This is a genomic window from Paracoccaceae bacterium (assembly GCA_012103375.1).
In the GTDB taxonomy this organism is placed as follows: domain Bacteria; phylum Pseudomonadota; class Alphaproteobacteria; order Rhodobacterales; family Rhodobacteraceae; genus WLWX01.
Genome location: WLWX01000001.1, coordinates 3,433,677 through 3,450,775, shown reverse-complemented (window position 1 = coordinate 3,450,775; position 17,099 = coordinate 3,433,677). Strand labels below are relative to the sequence as shown.

Genomic DNA, 17,099 nt, shown 5'->3' with positions numbered 1-17,099 from the left:
ATGAAGCGAAATAGTCGGAAAGCTTTGACCACGAGACAGCGCATGGCTGCGCGTGAGCGCATGTAGGCGATTTGGGCCGACCCCCGCGCCAAAAATTTAGGATCGGGCTGCATGGAAAGAAAAATCATCGTTCAGGCCCTAAAACGGAGTTTTTCAACACAATCAGCAATGGGCGTCCCTTCGCGGTCAGTTTCAGGGTTTCATTTGCAGTGGAGAGCAATCCTTCCGATGATAACGCACTGATATTATTAGACAAAACATATTTGTTGCCATTCCAGGGAATGCCATCCCGTAACCGCAAACCCATCAACAAACGCTCATCCTGCGCTTGATGTGCGGTCAATTCCTGACGTTGCTCAACAATAGCTTCATCGGCTTCAACCGCCGCAAGCCACGCCCCCGGAGCACGCGGAGCTTCCGTCGACCAACGCGCGCCATCCAGCGTCAGCCGCCCATGGGCACCCGGCCCGATCCCGAACCAGTCGCCAGACCGCCAATACATCAGGTTGTGTCGCGCCTCAGCACCAGGCGCGGCGTGGTTCGAAATCTCGTATCCCGGCAGCCCTGCTGCATCCGTCATGCTCTGGGTCACCTCCCACAAATCGGCGCCCAGATCTTCGTCCGGCAATCCGCGCAGCCGTCCCCGCGCATACCGATCCCCGAACGCGGTGCCGTCCTCGATCGTCAATTGATACAGCGACAGAAGTGACGGCTTCATCGACAGCGCGCGCCCCAGTTCCTGGCGCCAGTCCGACAGGGATTGATCCTGGCGCGCATAGATCAGATCGAAACTGACACGTTCGAAGCTGGTGCGCGCCAGATCCAGCGCGCGCAGCGCCTCATCAACCGAATGCAATCGGCCCAGCGCCTTCAGATCCGCATCATTCAGCGCCTGAACACCCAGCGACAGGCGGTTTACACCGGCCGTGGCATATCCGGCAAAACGCTCCGCTTCGGACGAGGTCGGGTTCGCTTCGATTGTGACTTCCAAATCATTCGCACAGCGCCAGTTTCGATGCACACGCTCCAATATCGCGTCAACCAGTGATGCCGGCATCAGGCTTGGCGTGCCACCGCCAAGAAATACGGTGCTCAGAACTCGGTCCGGAGTTTCCACCGCAACCCGATCCAATTCCGCCAGATATGCGCTGCGCCAGCGGTCGTGGTCGATCCTGGCGGTTACATGACTGTTGAAATCGCAGTAGGGGCATTTCGCCTGACAAAACGGCCAATGCAGATAGAGGCCGAAACCATTCGTTTGCCAGTTTTCAGGTGAAACAGGCACGAACCATCGTTCCAAATGCGTCCGTCCGATGCGTCAGGGGCGCTTTCTGCGCGGGTGTCATTTCACCAAAGGTTTTGCTGTGGCCATCGGGCATGAACATCGGATCGAAGCCAAAGCCCTGGCTGCCGCGCACCGGCCAGACCAACTGCCCGGCAACCTCACCCGCGAAAATCTGATCCGACCCGTCCGGCCAGGCCAGGCAGAGCGTACAGCAAAACCGGGCCGACCATGGCTGCGCAGCATCAAGATGCGCCAGCCGATTCTGCACCTTGGTCATCGCGATCATAAAGTCCCGCCCATCGGGCGTTTCGGCCCAATCCGCCGTGTAAACCCCCGGCGCGCCGTCCAATGCATCCACCATCAAGCCGCTGTCATCGGACAGGGCAATCAACCCGCTGGCCTTTGCCGCCGCATGCGCCTTGATCCGGGCGTTGCCTTCGAAACTGTCCTCCGTTTCCTCCGGCTCATCCAGGCCCAGCGCCCCGGCCGATGTTACATCGACGCCATAGGGCGACAGCAGCGCCGAAATCTCGCGCAGTTTACCATCGTTATGCGTCGCAACGACCAGCCGCTCACTGCGCAAATCCGGCATCAGGCGACGGCTGCGTTCTGCGCCGCGGCAAGCTGATCGACGCCCAATTCGGCAAGATCGAGCAATTCGCTCATCTGGTCCCGGCTGAAGGTTGAACCTTCTGCGGACATCTGCACCTCGATCAGCCGCTTTTTGCCGGTCAGCACGAAATTGCCATCCACCCCGGCCTCGCTGTCTTCGGGGTAGTCCAGATCCAGAACCGCCTGCCCGGCATAGATCCCACAGCTTACGGCCGCGACATTGTCGAGTAGTGGGTCGCTGATCACATCGCCCGCCTTCATAAGCCGGTTCACCGCCAGCCGCAGCGCCACCCAACCCCCGGTGATTGCGGCGCATCGCGTTCCACCATCGGCCTGAATGACATCGCAATCGACAACAATCTGCCGCTCGCCCAGCGCCACACGGTCCAGTCCTGCGCGCAGCGATCGCCCGATAAGCCGTTGAATATCCTGCGTTCTTCCGGATTGCCCATTCTTCGCTTCGCGCCGCATCCGGGTGTGCGTTGCGCGCGGCAACATCCCGTATTCTGCAGTCACCCACCCCAATCCGGAATTCTTCAGGAACGATGGCACCCGTTCGTCCACGCTGGCAGTGCACAGCACATGGGTGTCGCCCATACGGATCAGGCATGACCCTTCGGCGTGGCGGGTCACATCGGTGTCGATCGACACATCGCGCATGACATTAGTTTCACGTCCCGATGGGCGCATGGGGTATCTCCTCAGATTTCGGTCGGGGCGTGATAGGCCCACGCCTGCGCGCATTGCAAGTCTGATTGACGCCAGCGCCGCGGCTGGCTTAATGATCTGCGCCCCATTGCAATCGGAACCCCATGTCTGACCGCCCCGGCCTGATCGACGAAATGAACGACCGTTCGCGCGAAGTGTTTCGCCGCGTCGTCGAAAGCTATCTAAGTTCGGGAGAGCCTGTCGGTTCACGCACCCTGACCCGCGCAATGTCCGAACAGGTTTCGGCCGCGACGATCCGGAATGTGATGCAGGATCTTGAGCATCTTGGCTTGTTGAACAGCCCCCATGTCTCGGCCGGTCGCATTCCGACGGAAACTGGCCTCAGAATGTTCGTGGATGGCTTGCTGGAGGTGCAGGACCTCGACGCGGATGATCGCCAGGCGATCGATGCGACGATGTCCAGCAATCAATCGGATGTCAGCGATCTGATGACCCGCGTTGGATCGGCGCTGTCGGGTCTGACCCACGGGGCCAGTCTGGTGTTGACCCCGAAACATGAAGCGCCCGTGCGCTTGTGGTGCTTGTCTTCGCGGATGGCCATGTGGAAAACTGCGTCTTCACACCGCCGCCGGGCCAGACCCCGTCATCCATGCGCGAGGCTGCGAATTTCCTGAATGCCCTGGCCGAAGGGCGCACCCTGTCCGAACTGCAACAGGTCGTCGCCCACGAAGTTACAGCCCGGCGCCGGGAACTCGACGTTCTGGCCCGTGATCTGGTTGAAAACGGCCTGGCCCAGTGGATCAACGAGGGCGAAGATCATGAGCGTCTGATCGTTCGCGGCCGCGCAAATCTTCTGGATGATGAAACCGACGGCCCCGATCTGGAACGCATCCGCAGCCTGTTCGACGATCTGGAACGCAAACGCGATATCGCCAGCTTTCTGGACCTGACGGATCGCGGCGATGGTGTGCGCATTTTTATCGGCTCCGAGAACAAGTTATTCTCACTTTCGGGTTCCTCTTTGGTGGTGTCTCCCTATATGAACGCTGATCGTAGAATCATTGGTGCGGTCGGCGTTATTGGACCGACCAGACTGAATTACGGGCGCATTGTGCCCATCGTGGACTATACCGCTCAGCTGATCGGTCGGATGCTGAGCGATCGCGGATAAGAAGGCGAAGAATGGCGAAGGCAAAGAAAAAGTCGGCGGACAGTAAATCCGAAACCAGGATCGAAGATGCGGCGCCCGAGGTGATGTCGCTGGATGAGATGCTGGCCGAAGCGATCGAGGCTGAGGCAGCGAATGATGCACCCTCAGATGACGAGGCGGAGTCAGAGGTCGCCGCATCCGAAGACAAGACCGTATCACTGGCACCTGATCCAGCTGATGCATCTGACGACCCCGAAGAAGCCGCCGCCGATGCTGCTGAAATCGCGGAAGAGATCGAGACGCTGCGCAATGAACGCGACGACATGCGCGACCGCTTCATGCGTGCCCTGGCTGATGCTGAAAACGCCCGCAAACGGGGTGAGCGGGATCGCCGCGAGGCGGAACAATACGGCGGCTCCAAACTGTCGCGCGATATGCTGCCGGTCCATGACAATCTGAAAAGAGCGCTGGATGCGGCACGCGACGCAGCAGGTGAAAAGCCCGAGGGCGACACAAAGGCCCTGATCGAAGGGGTTGAACTGACGATGCGCGAACTGCTGTCGGTTTTCGGCAAGCATGGCGTGCGCCCCGTCTCGCCCGATGTTGGCGGCAAGTTTGACCCGCAAATTCATCAGGCCATGTTCGAGGCCCCGGTGCCGGGAACGAAAGCCGGAGAGATCATCCAGGTCATGGCCGACGGCTTCATGCTGCATGATCGCCTGCTGCGCCCGGCGCAGGTCGGCGTTAGCTCGACACCGAAAAGCTAACATCTGCTTGCCCGGTGCCGTGTGACCGGGAACCCGGCCTGCGATGGGGCGCCGGGGCTAGGGCAAAGGCCGGGGGCCAGCCCCCAGACACGAGACACCTGGGGGCCAGCCCCCAGGCCCCCGGGATATTTTCAACAAGAAGAGGGGGAAAGAAAGTTGTTCTTGGCGTTGTGCGCTGGACAAGGTGTTGCTGTTTTAGCCCTTGGAATTTGACAGCATTTTCAATTCATAGATCAAATCAAGTGCTTCTTTTGGGCTCAATTCATCGGGCAGAATGTCGTCCAACCGATCATTTAGTGCATTCGGTGCCGTCGATGCCACTGCGGGTGCCGGTGTTGCGGCGAACAGCGGCAGGTCGTCGATCAGCGCTTTTGGCTTTGCGGCGCCCTCACGTTCGCCGGCTTCCAGCGCGGTCAGAACCTCGCGCGCGCGGCTGACCACGGCGTCCGGCAATCCGGCGAGTTTTGCAACCTGAACACCATAGGATCGGTCAGCCGCGCCTTTTCTGACCTCGTGCAGGAAGATGACCTCGCCCTCCCATTCGCGGACCGCGACAGTGGCGTTTTCAACACCCGTCAGCCGATCCGCCAGGGCGGTCATTTCGTGATAATGCGTGGCAAACAGCGCGCGGCAGCGGTTCACCTCGTGCAGATGCTCAAGCGTTGCCCAGGCAATCGACAGCCCGTCATAGGTAGCGGTGCCGCGCCCAATCTCGTCAAGGATCACCAGCGCGCGTTCATCGGCCTGGTTCAGGATCGCTGCGGTTTCCACCATCTCGACCATAAAGGTCGAACGGCCCCGCGCCAGATCGTCCGAGGCCCCGACCCGGCTGAAAATCTGGCTGACCAGTCCGATATGGGCCGACGACGCGGGCACATAACACCCGGCCTGCGCCAGCAGGGCGATCAGCGCGTTCTGGCGCAGCCACGTCGACTTGCCCGCCATATTCGGACCGGTCAGCAGACGGATCGCTGCACCGCCATCGGCGGTCAGGTCACAATCATTGGCGATGAAAGCCGCCCCTGATTGGCGGCGCAGGGCGCGTTCCACAACCGGGTGCCGCCCTGCCGTGATTTCGAACGCGCGGCTGTCGTCCACCACCGGGCGGCACCAGTTTTCCGCAATCGCCAGATCGCCAAGGGCAGTGGCCACGTCAAATTCGGCAAGCGCGGCAGACAGATCGCCCAGCACTTCCGAGTGCTCCAGAACCGATGCCGCCAACATTACGTAAATACGCTTTTCAATCTCCAGGGCGCGGCCCCCGGCGTTAAGGATCCGGGTTTCCAGTTCCGACAGGTCCAGCGTCGTGAACCGCACCGCATTGGCGGTGGTCTGGCGATGAATGAACCGGTCGCTCAGTGGCGGGGTGAGCATCTTTTCGGCATGGGTGGCGGTGGTTTCGATAAAATATCCCAGCACGTTGTTGTGCTTGATCTTCAGCGAGGCAACGCCGGTTTCGGCGGCATAATCCGATTGCATCCCGGCAATCACACCGCGCCCTTCGTCACGCAGTTTGCGCGCCTCGTCCAATTCTCCGCCATACCCTGCGGCGACAAAGCCGCCGTCGCGCGCGAGCAAAGGCGGTTCCGCAATCAGCGCAATGTCGAGGAGATCCTGCAATTCGTCATGCCCGATCAAGGCGGCGCGCGCCCGGTCCAACAGGTCCGGCAGTGCGATATCTCCAATCAGCACAGCAATTTCCGAGGCGACCCGCGCGGTATCGCGCACCGCAGCCAGATCGCGTGGTCCGCCCCTGTCCAGGGCCAGGCGTGACAGCGACCGATCAAGGTCTGAAACCTGTTTCAATGCGCTGCGCAGATTTGCCGAAAGGGCCGGGTTTTCAACCCAACATGCGATGGCATCATGTCTGGCCCGGATCACGTCAAGATCGCGCGATGGGCCAGACAGACGCCTATCCAGCAGCCGTGCGCCTCCTGCCGTTACTGTCCGGTCGATGGCGGCGACCAGTGAACCGTCGCGCCCGCCCGACAGGCTTCGGGTCAGTTCCAGATTTGCGCGGGTGGCCGCATCAATCTGAACGGCGCTATCTGCGGCCTCGCGCTTTGGGGGTAGCAGGCGGGGATGTTTGCCTTTCTGGGTCAGCAGAAGATATTCGGCAATCGCGCCCATTGCCGCGACCTCGGCCCGTTCAAATGCGCCGAATGCGTCGAGTGTATCGACGCTGTAGAGATCCTGCAGCCGGTCCCTGGCCCCGGTGCTGTCAAAACTCGCCCGTGCCAGCGGGGTCAGTGCCACCCCCTGTTCTTCTGCCACTTCGGCCAGATCGGGATATTGCGCGTCCGAGGTTAGCAATTCGCGCGGACGAAGCCTTGCCAGATCAGCCCCCAGGCGGACCTGCGGGCAGGGGCAGACGGAAAGCTCTCCGGTGGACATATCGCACCAGGCCAGGGCCGCCGATCCGCGCACCTCGGTCCAGGCGGCCAGCAGATTGGCGCTTCGGGCGTCCAACAGGGAGTCTTCGGTGAGTGTTCCCGGTGTAACCAATCGCACGACTTCGCGGCGCACAACGGATTTGGAACCACGTTTCTTGGCCTCGGCCGGATCTTCCATCTGTTCGCACACCGCGACGCGAAATCCCTTGCGGATCAGGGTCAGGAAATAGCCCTCGGCGGCGTGGTGCGGCACGCCGCACATCGGAATGTCTTCGCCACCATGTTTGCCGCGTTTGGTCAGGGCAATGTCCAATGCGCCTGCTGCCGCCACGGCATCGTCAAAGAACATCTCGTAAAAGTCGCCCATGCGATAAAACAGCAGCGCATCGGCGTGATCCGCCTTGATGGTCAGGTATTGCGCCATCATCGGCGTCGTGGCTTGGGCGGTTTGGGTCATGCGGGGACATTAGGCCTGCGCCACAGCGGCGAAAAGGTGGAATTGCATACCATAGGGCGCGCAACTATACGCCATCGCCATGACAGCAGACCAGATCATTCATCTATCGGACACGCCGCCCATCGGCGCCGGGTCGTCGCATTTTGTTTTTGAACATCCGGATGACCCAGATGGGCTGATCAAACTGCCGCAGCCGATCATTTCAACACTCAAGTTCCGATTCTATGAACGGCGCCATCGGGTGACCGCGCAGCGCGCGCTGGATCGCCAGAACCTGATCAGTGGCCGGGTTCCCGTCGCGCTCTACCGGGGTCGGGTCGAAACCGATCTTGGACCGGGATATGTGGTCGAGCGGATTAATGACGGCGTCGGCAATCTGGCCCAAACCTGCGAACAATACCGGCATGCGGGCAAGCTGGAGCCTGCCATTCTTGCCGCCCTGAACACCTATGTTGAAAAGATGCTGACCCTTGGCATCGTCTGCGGTGATATCACGCTCAAGAACCTGGCAATCCGGACCGAGGCGGATGGTTACGAGATTATTCAGGTCGACGGTCTGGGGGATCGCGTCATTCCGTTGCGCGCTTGGGTTCCATCTGTAAACCGGTTGCGCACGCATCGCCGATTTGACCGCATCGCCAAGAACATCGGGCTGGTCTGGAACGGGCGCATGTTTTCGCAGCGCCCGACCCAATGATATTGCGTCATTCCATCACGATGCGAAGGGCGCGGCGCTGCCCCAAAGCTGCCTGACGCGTGCATCGCGACCACAGGCCTTGCGATAGAACTTATAGGCGTTGGCTTTTGATTTCGGGCCACGGCGCGTCACGACGATACCTTTGCCGCGGTAATAATTCTGGTGGTATTCCTCGGCCGGATAAAACGGCTTTGCGCCAATAATCGGGGTAACGATCTTGCGGCCCAGGTCTTTCGCGGCCTGTGCTTTGGCTGCCTGCGCAATCGCCTTTTCCGCGCCGTTGGCGACATATATCGCTGTGGAATAGCTTTTGCCCCGGTCACAGAACTGACCCCCGGCATCGGTCGGATCGACGCTGCGGAAGAACATGTGCAACAGCCGTTCCAGGCTGACCTGATCCGGGTCATAAGTCACGCGCACGACCTCTCGGTGGCCGGTTCCGCCGCGCACGACTTGTTTGTAGGTCGGGTTTGCGACGCCGCCGCCGGAATAGCCCGATACGACGCCTTTGACGCCGCGCACTTTCTCAAAATCAGCCTCGATACACCAGAAGCAACCGCCGGCAAGGACGATGCTGCGCCGTTCGGCGGCCTCGGCGGGTGTGGCAAGGATTGGGCCTGCAAGCAAGGCAAGCGCGAACAGAATCGGTTTCAGTAACGCGTGGGTCATGGGGATGTCTCCTTTGTTGGCGGCAGGATGACGGCCCGAAACTGCGCGGTCGAATAAAGCGCCCGTGATCTCACGAAGGCGTGACAATCGAAAAAGAATCTGAATGCCGTGAAACTTTGCCGATCCGGTCTGCGTGACTTGACCATCGCCGGACGCAATGTTGCCCCGGTTCTGAGTGGAGAAACAAGTATGACACGTTTTCTGACAATCGCCGCCGCCTTTTGTTTGAGTGCTGGCACCGCCTTCGCCGCCGCCCACGCCCCAGCCCCTGCAATTGAGGGGTCTGACCAGGATGTCTCGGCAGGGACCGTGGCCGCCTCGATGGTTGTGGCGCCGCAGAATGGCTGGCTGGTGGTGCACCGCACCGATGCTGATATGAAACCTGGCGTCGTCGTCGCCCACGCCCCGCTGCGCATGGGTGAGAATACGGACGTTGCCGCGATCCTGACCGATGAGGTCAAGCCGGGCGAGATGCTGATGCTGATGCTGATGGTCCATGGCGAAGACGGTGGCATGGCAAAGGGTCAGTTCGAATACACCCTTGGCGCCAAGGAAGACGGCCCGATCAAGGTCGACGGCAATCTGGTGATGACCGTCATCACCGCCCAGTAGCATCAGAACAGGTTCGGCGGGGCGCGTCCTTTATGCCCCGCCCGGGTGCGTGTTTGCCCGGCCCCGGTGCGCGAAAGCGTGCCGGGGTTTTATTTGCCGACCCGCCGGTTCCGCGTCGCGATCAGTTTCAGGCGCAGCGCGTTCAGCTTGATGAACCCGGCGGCGTCTTTCTGGTCATAAGCGCCGGCGTCATCTTCAAATGTCACATGCGCTTCGGAATACAGCGAGTGATCTGACCAGCGGCCAATTGTCCGAACCGACCCTTTATAAAGCTTCAGGCGGACGGTTCCGGTGACATGGTCCTGGCTTGCGTCGATGGCGGCCTGCAACATTTCACGCTCGGGGCTGAACCAGAAGCCGTTGTAGATCAGCTCGGCATAGCGCGGCATCAGTTCGTCCTTCAGATGCGCCGCACCGCGATCCAGTGTGATTTGCTCGATCCCGCGATGTGCCTCCAACAGGACGGTGCCGCCCGGGGTTTCATAGATGCCGCGTGATTTCATTCCGACAAAGCGGCCCTCAACCAGGTCGAGCCGTCCGACGCCGTTGCGCCCGCCAATCTCATTCAGGCGGGTCAGCAGAGTGGCGGGGGACAGCGCCTCGCCGTTGATCGACACCGCGTCGCCCTTTTCAAATCCAACTTCGATCACCTCAGGGGTGTCCGGGGCGTCTTGGGGTGAAACGGTGCGCTGATACACATGTTCCGGCGCGTCCACCGCCGGGTCTTCCAGCGCCTTGCCTTCTGAGGATGTGTGCAACAGGTTCGCATCGACCGAAAACGGGGCCTCGCCACGTTTGTCCTTGGCGATCGGAATCTGATGCGCCTCGGCAAATTCGATAAGCTTGGTGCGGCTGGACAGATCCCATTCGCGCCAGGGTGCAATCACCTGAATTTCCGGGTTCAGCGCATAGGCGGCCAGTTCGAACCGGACCTGATCGTTGCCCTTGCCAGTGGCCCCATGGGCAATGGCGTCGGCGCCTTCGGCCGCTGCAATCTCGACCAGGCGTTTGGAGATCAGCGGCCGCGCGATCGAGGTTCCCAGCAGATACAACCCCTCATAAACCGCATTGGCACGGAACATCGGGAAGACGAAATCGCGGACGAATTCCTCGCGCAGATCTTCGACATAGATCGCCGCCGCGCCCATCATCTCGGCCTTTTTGCGGGCCGGTTCCAATTCTTCGCCCTGCCCCAGATCGGCGGTGAAGGTCACAACCTCGCACCCATACACGGTCTTCAGCCATTTCAGGATGATCGAGGTATCCAGCCCGCCGGAATAGGCCAGGACGACTTTCTTGGGGGCAGACATGGGGCGCGCTCCGATGTTTGAATAAGCCGCTGCCTCGTATTGGGTTTTCAGCGCGTGGGCAAGGGCGTCAGCGGCGGGTCAGCCAGTCGCGCACCATCATGCGATCGCCGGGGTTCGCCAGAACCTCGATTACGTCGTCCGGTGGCAGGAACAGCGGTGTGTGGCCTTCTTCGGACGGGGGCCCATGGGGTCGGGCCGGGGTGGCGATATAGACGGTGCAGATCTTCTCGGCCCAGAAGTCATATTCGGGCATCCATGTGAAGCGGCGGAACGCGCCAAAGCGGCGCGGGGCGCCGATGCGCCAGCCGGTTTCCTCAAACACCTCACGGTGGAGCGCGGCAATCGGGTGCTCGCCGGGGTCGATCCCGCCGCCGGGCAGTTGGAAATCGTGATCGGGTTCCTGCTGATGGGTCAAAAGCAGCTCACCCGCCAGCGGCAGTAACGCATAGACGCCAGGGCGCAGGCGATAGCGCACGTCGGCGCGGGGCGGCTCACCCACTCGTTTCAGCATGTGTCAGACCCCTTGGACGCCGATGCCTGCCGCCTATATAGTCAGCCTACCAATGAAAGGCACACCCCCCAAATGACCCGCGATATCCCCCTGGGCGCGCAGATTGCCTGGGACGACACCGTCCTGCCATTTCAACTTGACCGGTCCGACATTCGGGGCCGCGTGGCGCGTCTGGACGGCGTGTTGAACCAGGTGTTGGAACAGCACGACTATCCGGCCCCGATCGAGGCACTGGTGGCCGAGGCTGTGATGCTGACCGCGATGATCGGGCAGACGATTGACCTGCGCTGGAAGCTGTCGCTGCAAATTCGCGGTGACGGCCCGGCACGGCTGATTGCGACCGATTTTCTGGCCCCGGCGGAACCCGGCGGTCCGGCGCGGATGCGTGGCTATGCCAGTTATGACGGCGAACGGTTGGATTCGGATGCACCTGCGTTTGGTCAGATCGGCAAGGGTTATTTCGCGGTGCTGATTGATCAGGGCGACGGGACGACCCCCTATCAGGGGATCACGCCAATTGCCGGCGGGACGCTGGCGGCCTGTGTCGAGACTTACTTTGCGCAGTCCGAGCAATTGCCGACGCGATTTTCCCTGTCGATGGGACGGTCGCGGCTGCCGGGTCAGCCGGAACATTGGCGCGGTGGCGGCATCATGTTGCAGCATATGCCCAAAGCCTCGCCCTTGATGCAGGGCGGTGGCTCGGGCGAAGGGGGTTTGTTGGCCGCCGGTGACGTGCTGCATGACGACGATGCAGATGCCTGGAACCGGGCAAACACGCTGCTGGATACGGTTGAGGAGATCGAGCTGATCGGGCCAAAGGTCCAGCCGACCGACCTGTTGGTGCGGTTGTTCCATGAAGAAGCGCCGCGCGTCTATGACAGCCAGCCGGTCAGTTTTGGCTGTACCTGTTCTGACGATAAGGTACGCCAGAGCCTGTCGATCTATTCCGCAAAGGACATCGCCCATATGACGACCGACGCGGGTATTGTAACCGCCGATTGCCAGTTTTGCGGGGCGCATTATGAATTCGACCCCGCAACCCTGGGATTCGAGGCGACCGGGGCCACAGGTGACGCCTGAACGACTGCGCAAGGCTTTGGCGGCCGTGGGGCCGCCATCGTCGGATTATGATCTGAACAGCGATGTCACCCTGCCGCCTGAACGAAAACTGCGCGGGGCGGCGGTGCTGGTCGGGCTTACGCCCGAGGCCGAAGTTATCCTGACGGTTCGGTCGTCGGCGCTGAAACACCATCCGGGTCAGATCGCCTTTCCTGGCGGCAAGATGGAACCGGGCGAGACCGCGCAAGACGCCGCATTGCGCGAGGCGGAGGAGGAGATCGGCCTGCGCCCGGACGCGGTCGAAGTTCTGGGCGTGATGCCAACCCATGAGACCGTGACCAGCTTTACCGTGACACCGGTTCTGGGTTGGGTCGACACGGGGTTTCAGCCGGTTCCCGAAGCCGGTGAAGTGGCCGAAGTGTTCCGTGCACCCCTGTCTCATTTGACCGATCCGCGCAGTTTCAGGGTCGAATCCCGGCGCTGGCGCGGCCAGCGGCGATATTATTATGCGGTGCCCTATGGTCCCTATTACATATGGGGCGCAACGGCGCGGATCTTGCGGGCGCTGGTTGACAGGGTCGCGACATGAAGCTACGCGGAAACTGGTTGACCCGGCCTGCGACACAAGCGGTCTTCGAGGCGATTGAAAGCGGCGGCCACCAAATTTGGGCTGTGGGCGGCTGTGTGCGTGATGACCTTCTGGGCGTACCAGTGCGCGACATTGATCTGGCAACGAATGCCATGCCCGATCAGGTCACCGCGCTGGCCGAGGTTGCCGGTGTGAAAGCCATTCCCACCGGGATCGACCACGGCACGATGACCCTGGTATCTGCGGGCACACCCTATGAGGTGACGACATTCCGCAGCGATGTGGACACTCATGGGCGGCGCGCCACCGTCGCGTTCGGCGCGTCCTTGGAAGAGGACGCGAAACGACGGGATTTCACGATGAACGCCCTTTATGCGGATCGCACCGGTGCAGTGCTTGATCCCGTCCATGGGTTGCCCGACCTTCGGGCGCGCAGGGTGCGGTTTGTCGGCGACGCCGATGCGCGGGTGCTCGAAGACTATCTGCGTATCCTGCGGTTTTTTCGGTTCACGGCGCTCTATGGTGATCCGGCAAACGGGATCGACGCGGACGGACTTGCGGCTTGCGCGGCAGGGGCCGAGGGGCTGGAGGCTGTGTCGCGCGAACGCATCGGGGCCGAGATGAAGAAACTGTTGGGTGCGGCTGATCCGGCACCGGCAGCTGCGTCCATGCAGATGTCCGGCGTTCTGATGCGTGTGTTGCCGGGGGCAGACGGCGCGCCCCTTGCGGTATTGGTGCATCATGAGAGAGCAGTCGGCGCAGAGCCAGACCCGTTGCGGCGTCTTGCGGCATTGGGTGGGGCAGAGCCTGTGACCGCCCTTCGCCTGTCACGGGCCGAGGCGAAGCAGCTGGAATTGCTGCGCACGCTGATTGCGGACAGCGCCGGATTGGCCGAAACCGCCTGGCGGCATGGCGAGGGTACGGCGCGGGACGTTGCATTGCTGCGCGTGGCGATGCTGGGTGGCGACATCGCGCCCGATCATGAAGCACAAATCGCTGCCGGGGCCACCGCGACATGTCCGGTGACAGCGAAAGACCTGATGCCTGCGTTTTCGGGCCCCGCGTTGGGCGCAAAGCTGGCCGAGGTGGAGGCGCGTTGGATCGCTTCGGGTTTCGCGCTGGACAAGGCGGCGCTGCTGGGTTGACCCGGATTGCCCCGGCGCGCAGGGTCGCGCCGATCACGAACATCGGACATACCGCATGACACTCGATATTTTTCTTGGGCTGGTCGCCCTGGCGTTCGCCGGGGCGTGGACGCCGGGGCCAAACAACGCGCTGGTGGCCAGTTCGGGTGCGACTTTTGGGTATATGCGAACGCTCCCCCATGTTCTGGGAATTGCGCTGGGCTTTCCACTGATGATGTTTCTGGTCGGAGTGTTTTTGGGTGAGCTTTTTCAGCAAAGCTCCATGCTGCGCGAAACACTGCGTTGGGGCGGGGCGCTGATCCTGCTATGGATGGCGTGGAAACTGGCGAATACCGGCAGCATAGGGTCGAAACAGGGCAAATCCCGCCCATTCACGTTCTTCGAATCGGCTGCGTTTCAGTGGATCAACCCAAAGGGCTGGGCGATGGGTATCGCGATCTCCAGCCAGTTCATTCTGCCTGCCGATCCGTTTCGCAGCGCGCTGGTCATTGCGGGCGTTTTCTTCGTGGCGGGGCTGACCAGTGCATCGGCCTGGGCTTTGGCGGGACAGACGCTGATGCGTTGGGCCGAGGCGCCGGGGCGGCTGACCTGGTTCAACCGGGCGATGGCCGGGTTGATCGTGCTGACGGTCATCCTGTTGTTTCTGGGCTGAGATGGGCGCGCTGATCGCCTTCGTTTTCGTGGGGTTGTTTTCGCCGGGACCGAATATCGTCCTTTTGACGGCGTCAGGCGCGCGCTTTGGCTTTCGCCGTACGATCCCGCATCTGGCCGGAATCTCACTGAGTGTCGGGTCGGTTGCCGCGCTTACCGCGCTGGGCATCGCCGCCGCACTGGCGGCGCGGCCGACGCTTGAATTCGCTCTGAAATGTGCCGCTGCGGTCTGGATACTCTGGCTGGCCTGGCGGTTGCTGCAAACCGCTGCAAGACCACAGGCAGAAGACGCTGGCCGCCCGTTCACCTTTGCTGAGGCGGTGATTTTTCAGGCCGCCAACCCCAAGGTTTGGGCCGTCGCATTGGCGGCGGCTGCGGGATATCCGGGGGGTGGCACACTCACCGCAGAGGTGTTGCGTCTGGCGCTGGTGTTCATGGGCATCAACATCTGCGTCTGCACCTTCTGGACCGCCGCCGGGAATGTCCTGGGAAAGCTTTTGTCGTCAGCCACCGTATGGGCGAATTTTGTTCGAATCCTTGCCGCTTTGCTGGCCTTGTCAGCAGCCCTCGTTTTCATCTGAGAATTCCTGCGTTATACGACGCATCCATACATCAGGTTTCATCGTTGTTCCGCTTCTTCGAATCCCTCGTCGACCCCTATGTCGACCACGAGGCGACGGATCGTCCGCCCAATCGGCTTTGGCCGTTCCTGTGGAACTATGCCCAGCCATTCAAGAAAATCTTCGCCATCTCGGCGATGATGTCGGTGATTACGGCGACGATCGAGGTGGGATTGCTGTGGTATCTGGGGCGGGTGATCGACCTGCTGTCGGGTGGCGAACCTGCCACCGTCTGGCAGGACAACAAAGTTGAACTGATCTTAGTTGCGCTGTTCATCCTGTTGGTGCGCCCGATCGTCCAAGGCCTCGATGTGGCACTGCTGAACAATACGATCCTGCCGAACTTCGGCACGCTCATCCGTTGGCGCGCGCATGGCCATGTGTTGCGACAGTCTGTCGGCTGGTTCGAGGATGATTTCGCCGGACGCATCGCCAACCGCGTGACGCAAACCCCACCTGCGGCGGGCGAGGCTGTGTTTCAGATTTTCGACGCGATCACCTTTTCGCTGGCCTATGCGGTCGGGGCCTTCGTGCTGCTGGCCGATGCGGACATTCGCCTGACGATCCCGCTGCTGATCTGGCTGGGGCTTTATGCGCTGCTGATCCGCTGGACGGTGCGCCGGGTCGGACCAGCCTCCAAGGCGGCGTCGGGCGCGCGCAGCGCGGTCACCGGCAATATTGTGGATGCCTATACCAACATTCATTCGGTGAAACTGTTCGCCCAATCGGCCGAGGAGCTTCAGGGCGCTAAAAGCGTAATCGAGAATACGCGCCAGACCTTCGCGCGTGAGATGCGGATCTTCACGGTCATGGATGTCACGCTGGTGACGCTGAACGGCGTGTTGATCGTCGGCGTCGTCGGTTGGGCCATCTACCTGATGCTGGGCGGGTCCGCGACCGCCGGGGTGATCGCAGCTGCAACGGCCCTTGTGCTACGCCTCAGCGCGATGACCGGCTGGATCATGTGGGCGCTGACAAGTTTCTTTCGGGAACTTGGCGTCGTTTCTGAAGGGATGGAGACGATTGCCCAGCCAATCACGCTGGTCGATGCGCCGGATGCGCAGCCGTTGCGCGTGACGGACGGGCGGATCGAAATACAGGCCCTGACGCATCACTATGGCCGCCAGTCTGGCGGGCTTGAGCGTATAGATCTGAATATCGCCCCGGGTGAGAAGGTCGGGATCGTCGGACGCTCGGGCGCGGGCAAGTCGACCCTGGTGAAACTGTTGTTGCGGTTTTACGACGCAGAGGGCGGGGTGATCCGGATCGATGGGCAGGACATCCGCGCGGTGACGCAGGACAGCCTGCGCCGCGCGATTGGAATGGTACAGCAGGAAAGCAGCCTGCTTCATCGCTCGGTCAGGGCAAATATCCTTTATGGCAACGCCGATGCCAGCGACGTGCAGATGATCGCTGCTGCCCGCCGGGCAGAGGCGTTGGAATTTATTGCCGATCTGTCTGACCCCGAAGGCAACACCGGTTTTGACGCCCGCGTCGGGGAACGCGGCGTGAAACTTTCGGGAGGTCAACGCCAGCGCATCGCGCTTGCCCGGGTTATCCTGAAGGACGCGCCAATCCTGGTGCTGGACGAAGCGACAAGCGCATTGGATAGCGAGGTTGAGGCGGCGATTCAGGACACGCTGTACGGTATGATGGAAGGTAAGACGGTGATCGCCATCGCGCACCGGCTGTCCACCATCGCGCGGTTGGATCGGATCGTGGTTATCAACGACGGGCGGATCGTGGAAAACGGCACTCATTCTCAGCTTTTGGCCCAGAAAGGGCTGTATTCGCGGTTCTGGGATCGCCAGTCAGGCGGCTTCATCGGTGTCGAAGAGGCCGCGGAATGAGGCGTTTCGCAGCCCTGATCGACGCGTTCCAACACGCCAGCGGCCCGCCGCCG

Annotated in this window: 16 protein-coding genes and 1 pseudogene; 10 read left to right on the top strand and 7 right to left on the bottom strand. The window is 61.4% G+C overall.

Features of this window, described 5'->3' with window-relative positions; genetic code table 11:
- Window positions 1-124: 124 nt before the first annotated feature.
- The 3 genes from GKR99_17665 to GKR99_17655 are packed head-to-tail and all read right to left on the bottom strand — an operon-like array spanning window position 125 to window position 2,587.
- On the bottom strand, window positions 125-1,285 hold the full coding sequence (locus GKR99_17665) for a coproporphyrinogen III oxidase (protein NKB29277.1): 1,161 nt from the start codon (window positions 1,283-1,285) through the stop codon (window positions 125-127).
- Window positions 1,269-1,877, bottom strand: coding sequence for an RdgB/HAM1 family non-canonical purine NTP pyrophosphatase (gene rdgB, locus GKR99_17660; GenBank protein NKB29276.1), 609 nt, complete (start codon window positions 1,875-1,877; stop codon window positions 1,269-1,271). Before rdgB ends, GKR99_17665 begins: the two co-directional genes overlap by 17 nt.
- The gene (locus GKR99_17655; protein ID NKB29275.1) at window positions 1,877-2,587 is read right to left on the bottom strand and encodes a ribonuclease PH; all 711 of its coding nucleotides are present in this window, start codon (window positions 2,585-2,587) and stop codon (window positions 1,877-1,879) included. Before GKR99_17655 ends, rdgB begins: the two co-directional genes overlap by 1 nt.
- 122 nt (window positions 2,588-2,709) lie before the next feature.
- Here GKR99_17655 and hrcA point away from each other — a divergent pair.
- Window positions 2,710-3,737 (top strand): annotated as a pseudogene (hrcA, locus tag GKR99_17650) (heat-inducible transcriptional repressor HrcA).
- 98 nt (window positions 3,738-3,835) lie between these two features.
- Window positions 3,836-4,483 carry a nucleotide exchange factor GrpE gene (grpE, locus tag GKR99_17645; GenBank protein NKB29274.1) on the top strand — a complete coding sequence of 216 codons (648 nt, stop codon included), beginning with the start codon at window positions 3,836-3,838 and terminating at the stop codon, window positions 4,481-4,483.
- Window positions 4,484-4,678: 195 nt separating this feature from the next.
- On the opposite strand, the gene mutS is transcribed toward grpE, so the two are convergent.
- Window positions 4,679-7,303, bottom strand: a complete 2,625-nt coding sequence (gene mutS / locus GKR99_17640; protein ID NKB29273.1) for a DNA mismatch repair protein MutS — start codon at window positions 7,301-7,303, stop codon at window positions 4,679-4,681.
- Between the two features lie 109 nt (window positions 7,304-7,412).
- Between mutS and GKR99_17635 the strand changes: the two genes are divergently transcribed.
- The gene (locus GKR99_17635; GenBank protein ID NKB29272.1) at window positions 7,413-8,030 is read left to right on the top strand and encodes a hypothetical protein; all 618 of its coding nucleotides are present in this window, start codon (window positions 7,413-7,415) and stop codon (window positions 8,028-8,030) included.
- A 15-nt stretch (window positions 8,031-8,045) separates the two neighbouring features.
- Here the strand turns inward: GKR99_17635 and msrA are convergent, their stop codons facing one another.
- Window positions 8,046-8,699: a peptide-methionine (S)-S-oxide reductase MsrA gene (gene msrA / locus GKR99_17630; protein NKB29271.1), complete on the bottom strand. Its 654-nt coding sequence runs from the start codon at window positions 8,697-8,699 to the stop codon at window positions 8,046-8,048.
- A 189-nt stretch (window positions 8,700-8,888) separates the two neighbouring features.
- Here msrA and GKR99_17625 point away from each other — a divergent pair, with 189 nt between their 5' ends.
- Window positions 8,889-9,311 (top strand): hypothetical protein, encoded by a 423-nt coding sequence (locus tag GKR99_17625; GenBank protein NKB29270.1) that lies wholly within the window; start codon window positions 8,889-8,891, stop codon window positions 9,309-9,311.
- Window positions 9,312-9,400: 89 nt separating this feature from the next.
- Here GKR99_17625 and GKR99_17620 read toward each other — a convergent pair whose 3' ends face one another.
- Together GKR99_17620 and GKR99_17615 are read right to left on the bottom strand one after the other, a co-directional pair.
- On the bottom strand, window positions 9,401-10,621 hold the full coding sequence (locus tag GKR99_17620; GenBank protein ID NKB29269.1) for an argininosuccinate synthase: 1,221 nt from the start codon (window positions 10,619-10,621) through the stop codon (window positions 9,401-9,403).
- A gap of 67 nt (window positions 10,622-10,688) precedes the next feature.
- Window positions 10,689-11,132 carry an NUDIX domain-containing protein gene (locus GKR99_17615; GenBank protein ID NKB29268.1) on the bottom strand — a complete coding sequence of 148 codons (444 nt, stop codon included), beginning with the start codon at window positions 11,130-11,132 and terminating at the stop codon, window positions 10,689-10,691.
- Window positions 11,133-11,216: 84 nt separating this feature from the next.
- Here GKR99_17615 and GKR99_17610 point away from each other — a divergent pair, with 84 nt between their 5' ends.
- Genes GKR99_17610 through GKR99_17585 form a run of 6 tightly spaced genes read left to right on the top strand, consistent with a single transcriptional unit; the run spans window position 11,217 to window position 17,046 of the window.
- Window positions 11,217-12,212 carry an Hsp33 family molecular chaperone HslO gene (locus GKR99_17610; GenBank protein NKB29267.1) on the top strand — a complete coding sequence of 332 codons (996 nt, stop codon included), beginning with the start codon at window positions 11,217-11,219 and terminating at the stop codon, window positions 12,210-12,212.
- Window positions 12,154-12,780: an NUDIX domain-containing protein gene (locus GKR99_17605; GenBank protein NKB29266.1), complete on the top strand. Its 627-nt coding sequence runs from the start codon at window positions 12,154-12,156 to the stop codon at window positions 12,778-12,780. Before GKR99_17610 ends, GKR99_17605 begins: the two co-directional genes overlap by 59 nt.
- Window positions 12,777-13,925 carry a CCA tRNA nucleotidyltransferase gene (locus GKR99_17600; protein NKB29265.1) on the top strand — a complete coding sequence of 383 codons (1,149 nt, stop codon included), beginning with the start codon at window positions 12,777-12,779 and terminating at the stop codon, window positions 13,923-13,925. The genes GKR99_17605 and GKR99_17600 overlap by 4 nt, the downstream gene beginning before the upstream one ends.
- 55 nt (window positions 13,926-13,980) lie before the next feature.
- Window positions 13,981-14,577 (top strand): LysE family translocator, encoded by a 597-nt coding sequence (locus tag GKR99_17595; GenBank protein ID NKB29264.1) that lies wholly within the window; start codon window positions 13,981-13,983, stop codon window positions 14,575-14,577.
- Between the two features lies 1 nt (window position 14,578).
- The gene (locus GKR99_17590) at window positions 14,579-15,157 is read left to right on the top strand and encodes a LysE family translocator (protein ID NKB29263.1); all 579 of its coding nucleotides are present in this window, start codon (window positions 14,579-14,581) and stop codon (window positions 15,155-15,157) included.
- Window positions 15,158-15,201: 44 nt separating this feature from the next.
- Window positions 15,202-17,046: an ATP-binding cassette domain-containing protein gene (locus tag GKR99_17585; GenBank protein NKB29262.1), complete on the top strand. Its 1,845-nt coding sequence runs from the start codon at window positions 15,202-15,204 to the stop codon at window positions 17,044-17,046.
- The last annotated feature ends 53 nt before the right edge of the window (window positions 17,047-17,099 follow it).

Excerpts from the sequence above, each read along its gene's own strand:
- GKR99_17655 (NKB29275.1), bottom strand. The coding sequence starts at position 2,587 with ATGCGCCCATCGGGACGTGAAACTAATGTCATGCGCGATGTGTCGATC.
- GKR99_17595 (NKB29264.1), top strand. The coding sequence starts at position 13,981 with ATGACACTCGATATTTTTCTTGGGCTGGTCGCCCTGGCGTTCGCCGGG.
- GKR99_17600 (NKB29265.1), top strand. The coding sequence starts at position 12,777 with ATGAAGCTACGCGGAAACTGGTTGACCCGGCCTGCGACACAAGCGGTC.
- GKR99_17590 (NKB29263.1), top strand. The coding sequence starts at position 14,579 with ATGGGCGCGCTGATCGCCTTCGTTTTCGTGGGGTTGTTTTCGCCGGGA.
- msrA (NKB29271.1), bottom strand. The coding sequence starts at position 8,699 with ATGACCCACGCGTTACTGAAACCGATTCTGTTCGCGCTTGCCTTGCTT.
- rdgB (NKB29276.1), bottom strand. The coding sequence starts at position 1,877 with ATGCCGGATTTGCGCAGTGAGCGGCTGGTCGTTGCGACGCATAACGAT.
- GKR99_17615 (NKB29268.1), bottom strand. The coding sequence starts at position 11,132 with ATGCTGAAACGAGTGGGTGAGCCGCCCCGCGCCGACGTGCGCTATCGC.
- GKR99_17635 (NKB29272.1), top strand. The coding sequence starts at position 7,413 with ATGACAGCAGACCAGATCATTCATCTATCGGACACGCCGCCCATCGGC.
- GKR99_17605 (NKB29266.1), top strand. The coding sequence starts at position 12,154 with ATGAATTCGACCCCGCAACCCTGGGATTCGAGGCGACCGGGGCCACAG.
- GKR99_17620 (NKB29269.1), bottom strand. The coding sequence starts at position 10,621 with ATGTCTGCCCCCAAGAAAGTCGTCCTGGCCTATTCCGGCGGGCTGGAT.
- grpE (NKB29274.1), top strand. The coding sequence starts at position 3,836 with ATGCTGGCCGAAGCGATCGAGGCTGAGGCAGCGAATGATGCACCCTCA.
- GKR99_17625 (NKB29270.1), top strand. The coding sequence starts at position 8,889 with ATGACACGTTTTCTGACAATCGCCGCCGCCTTTTGTTTGAGTGCTGGC.
- mutS (NKB29273.1), bottom strand. The coding sequence starts at position 7,303 with ATGATGGCGCAATACCTGACCATCAAGGCGGATCACGCCGATGCGCTG.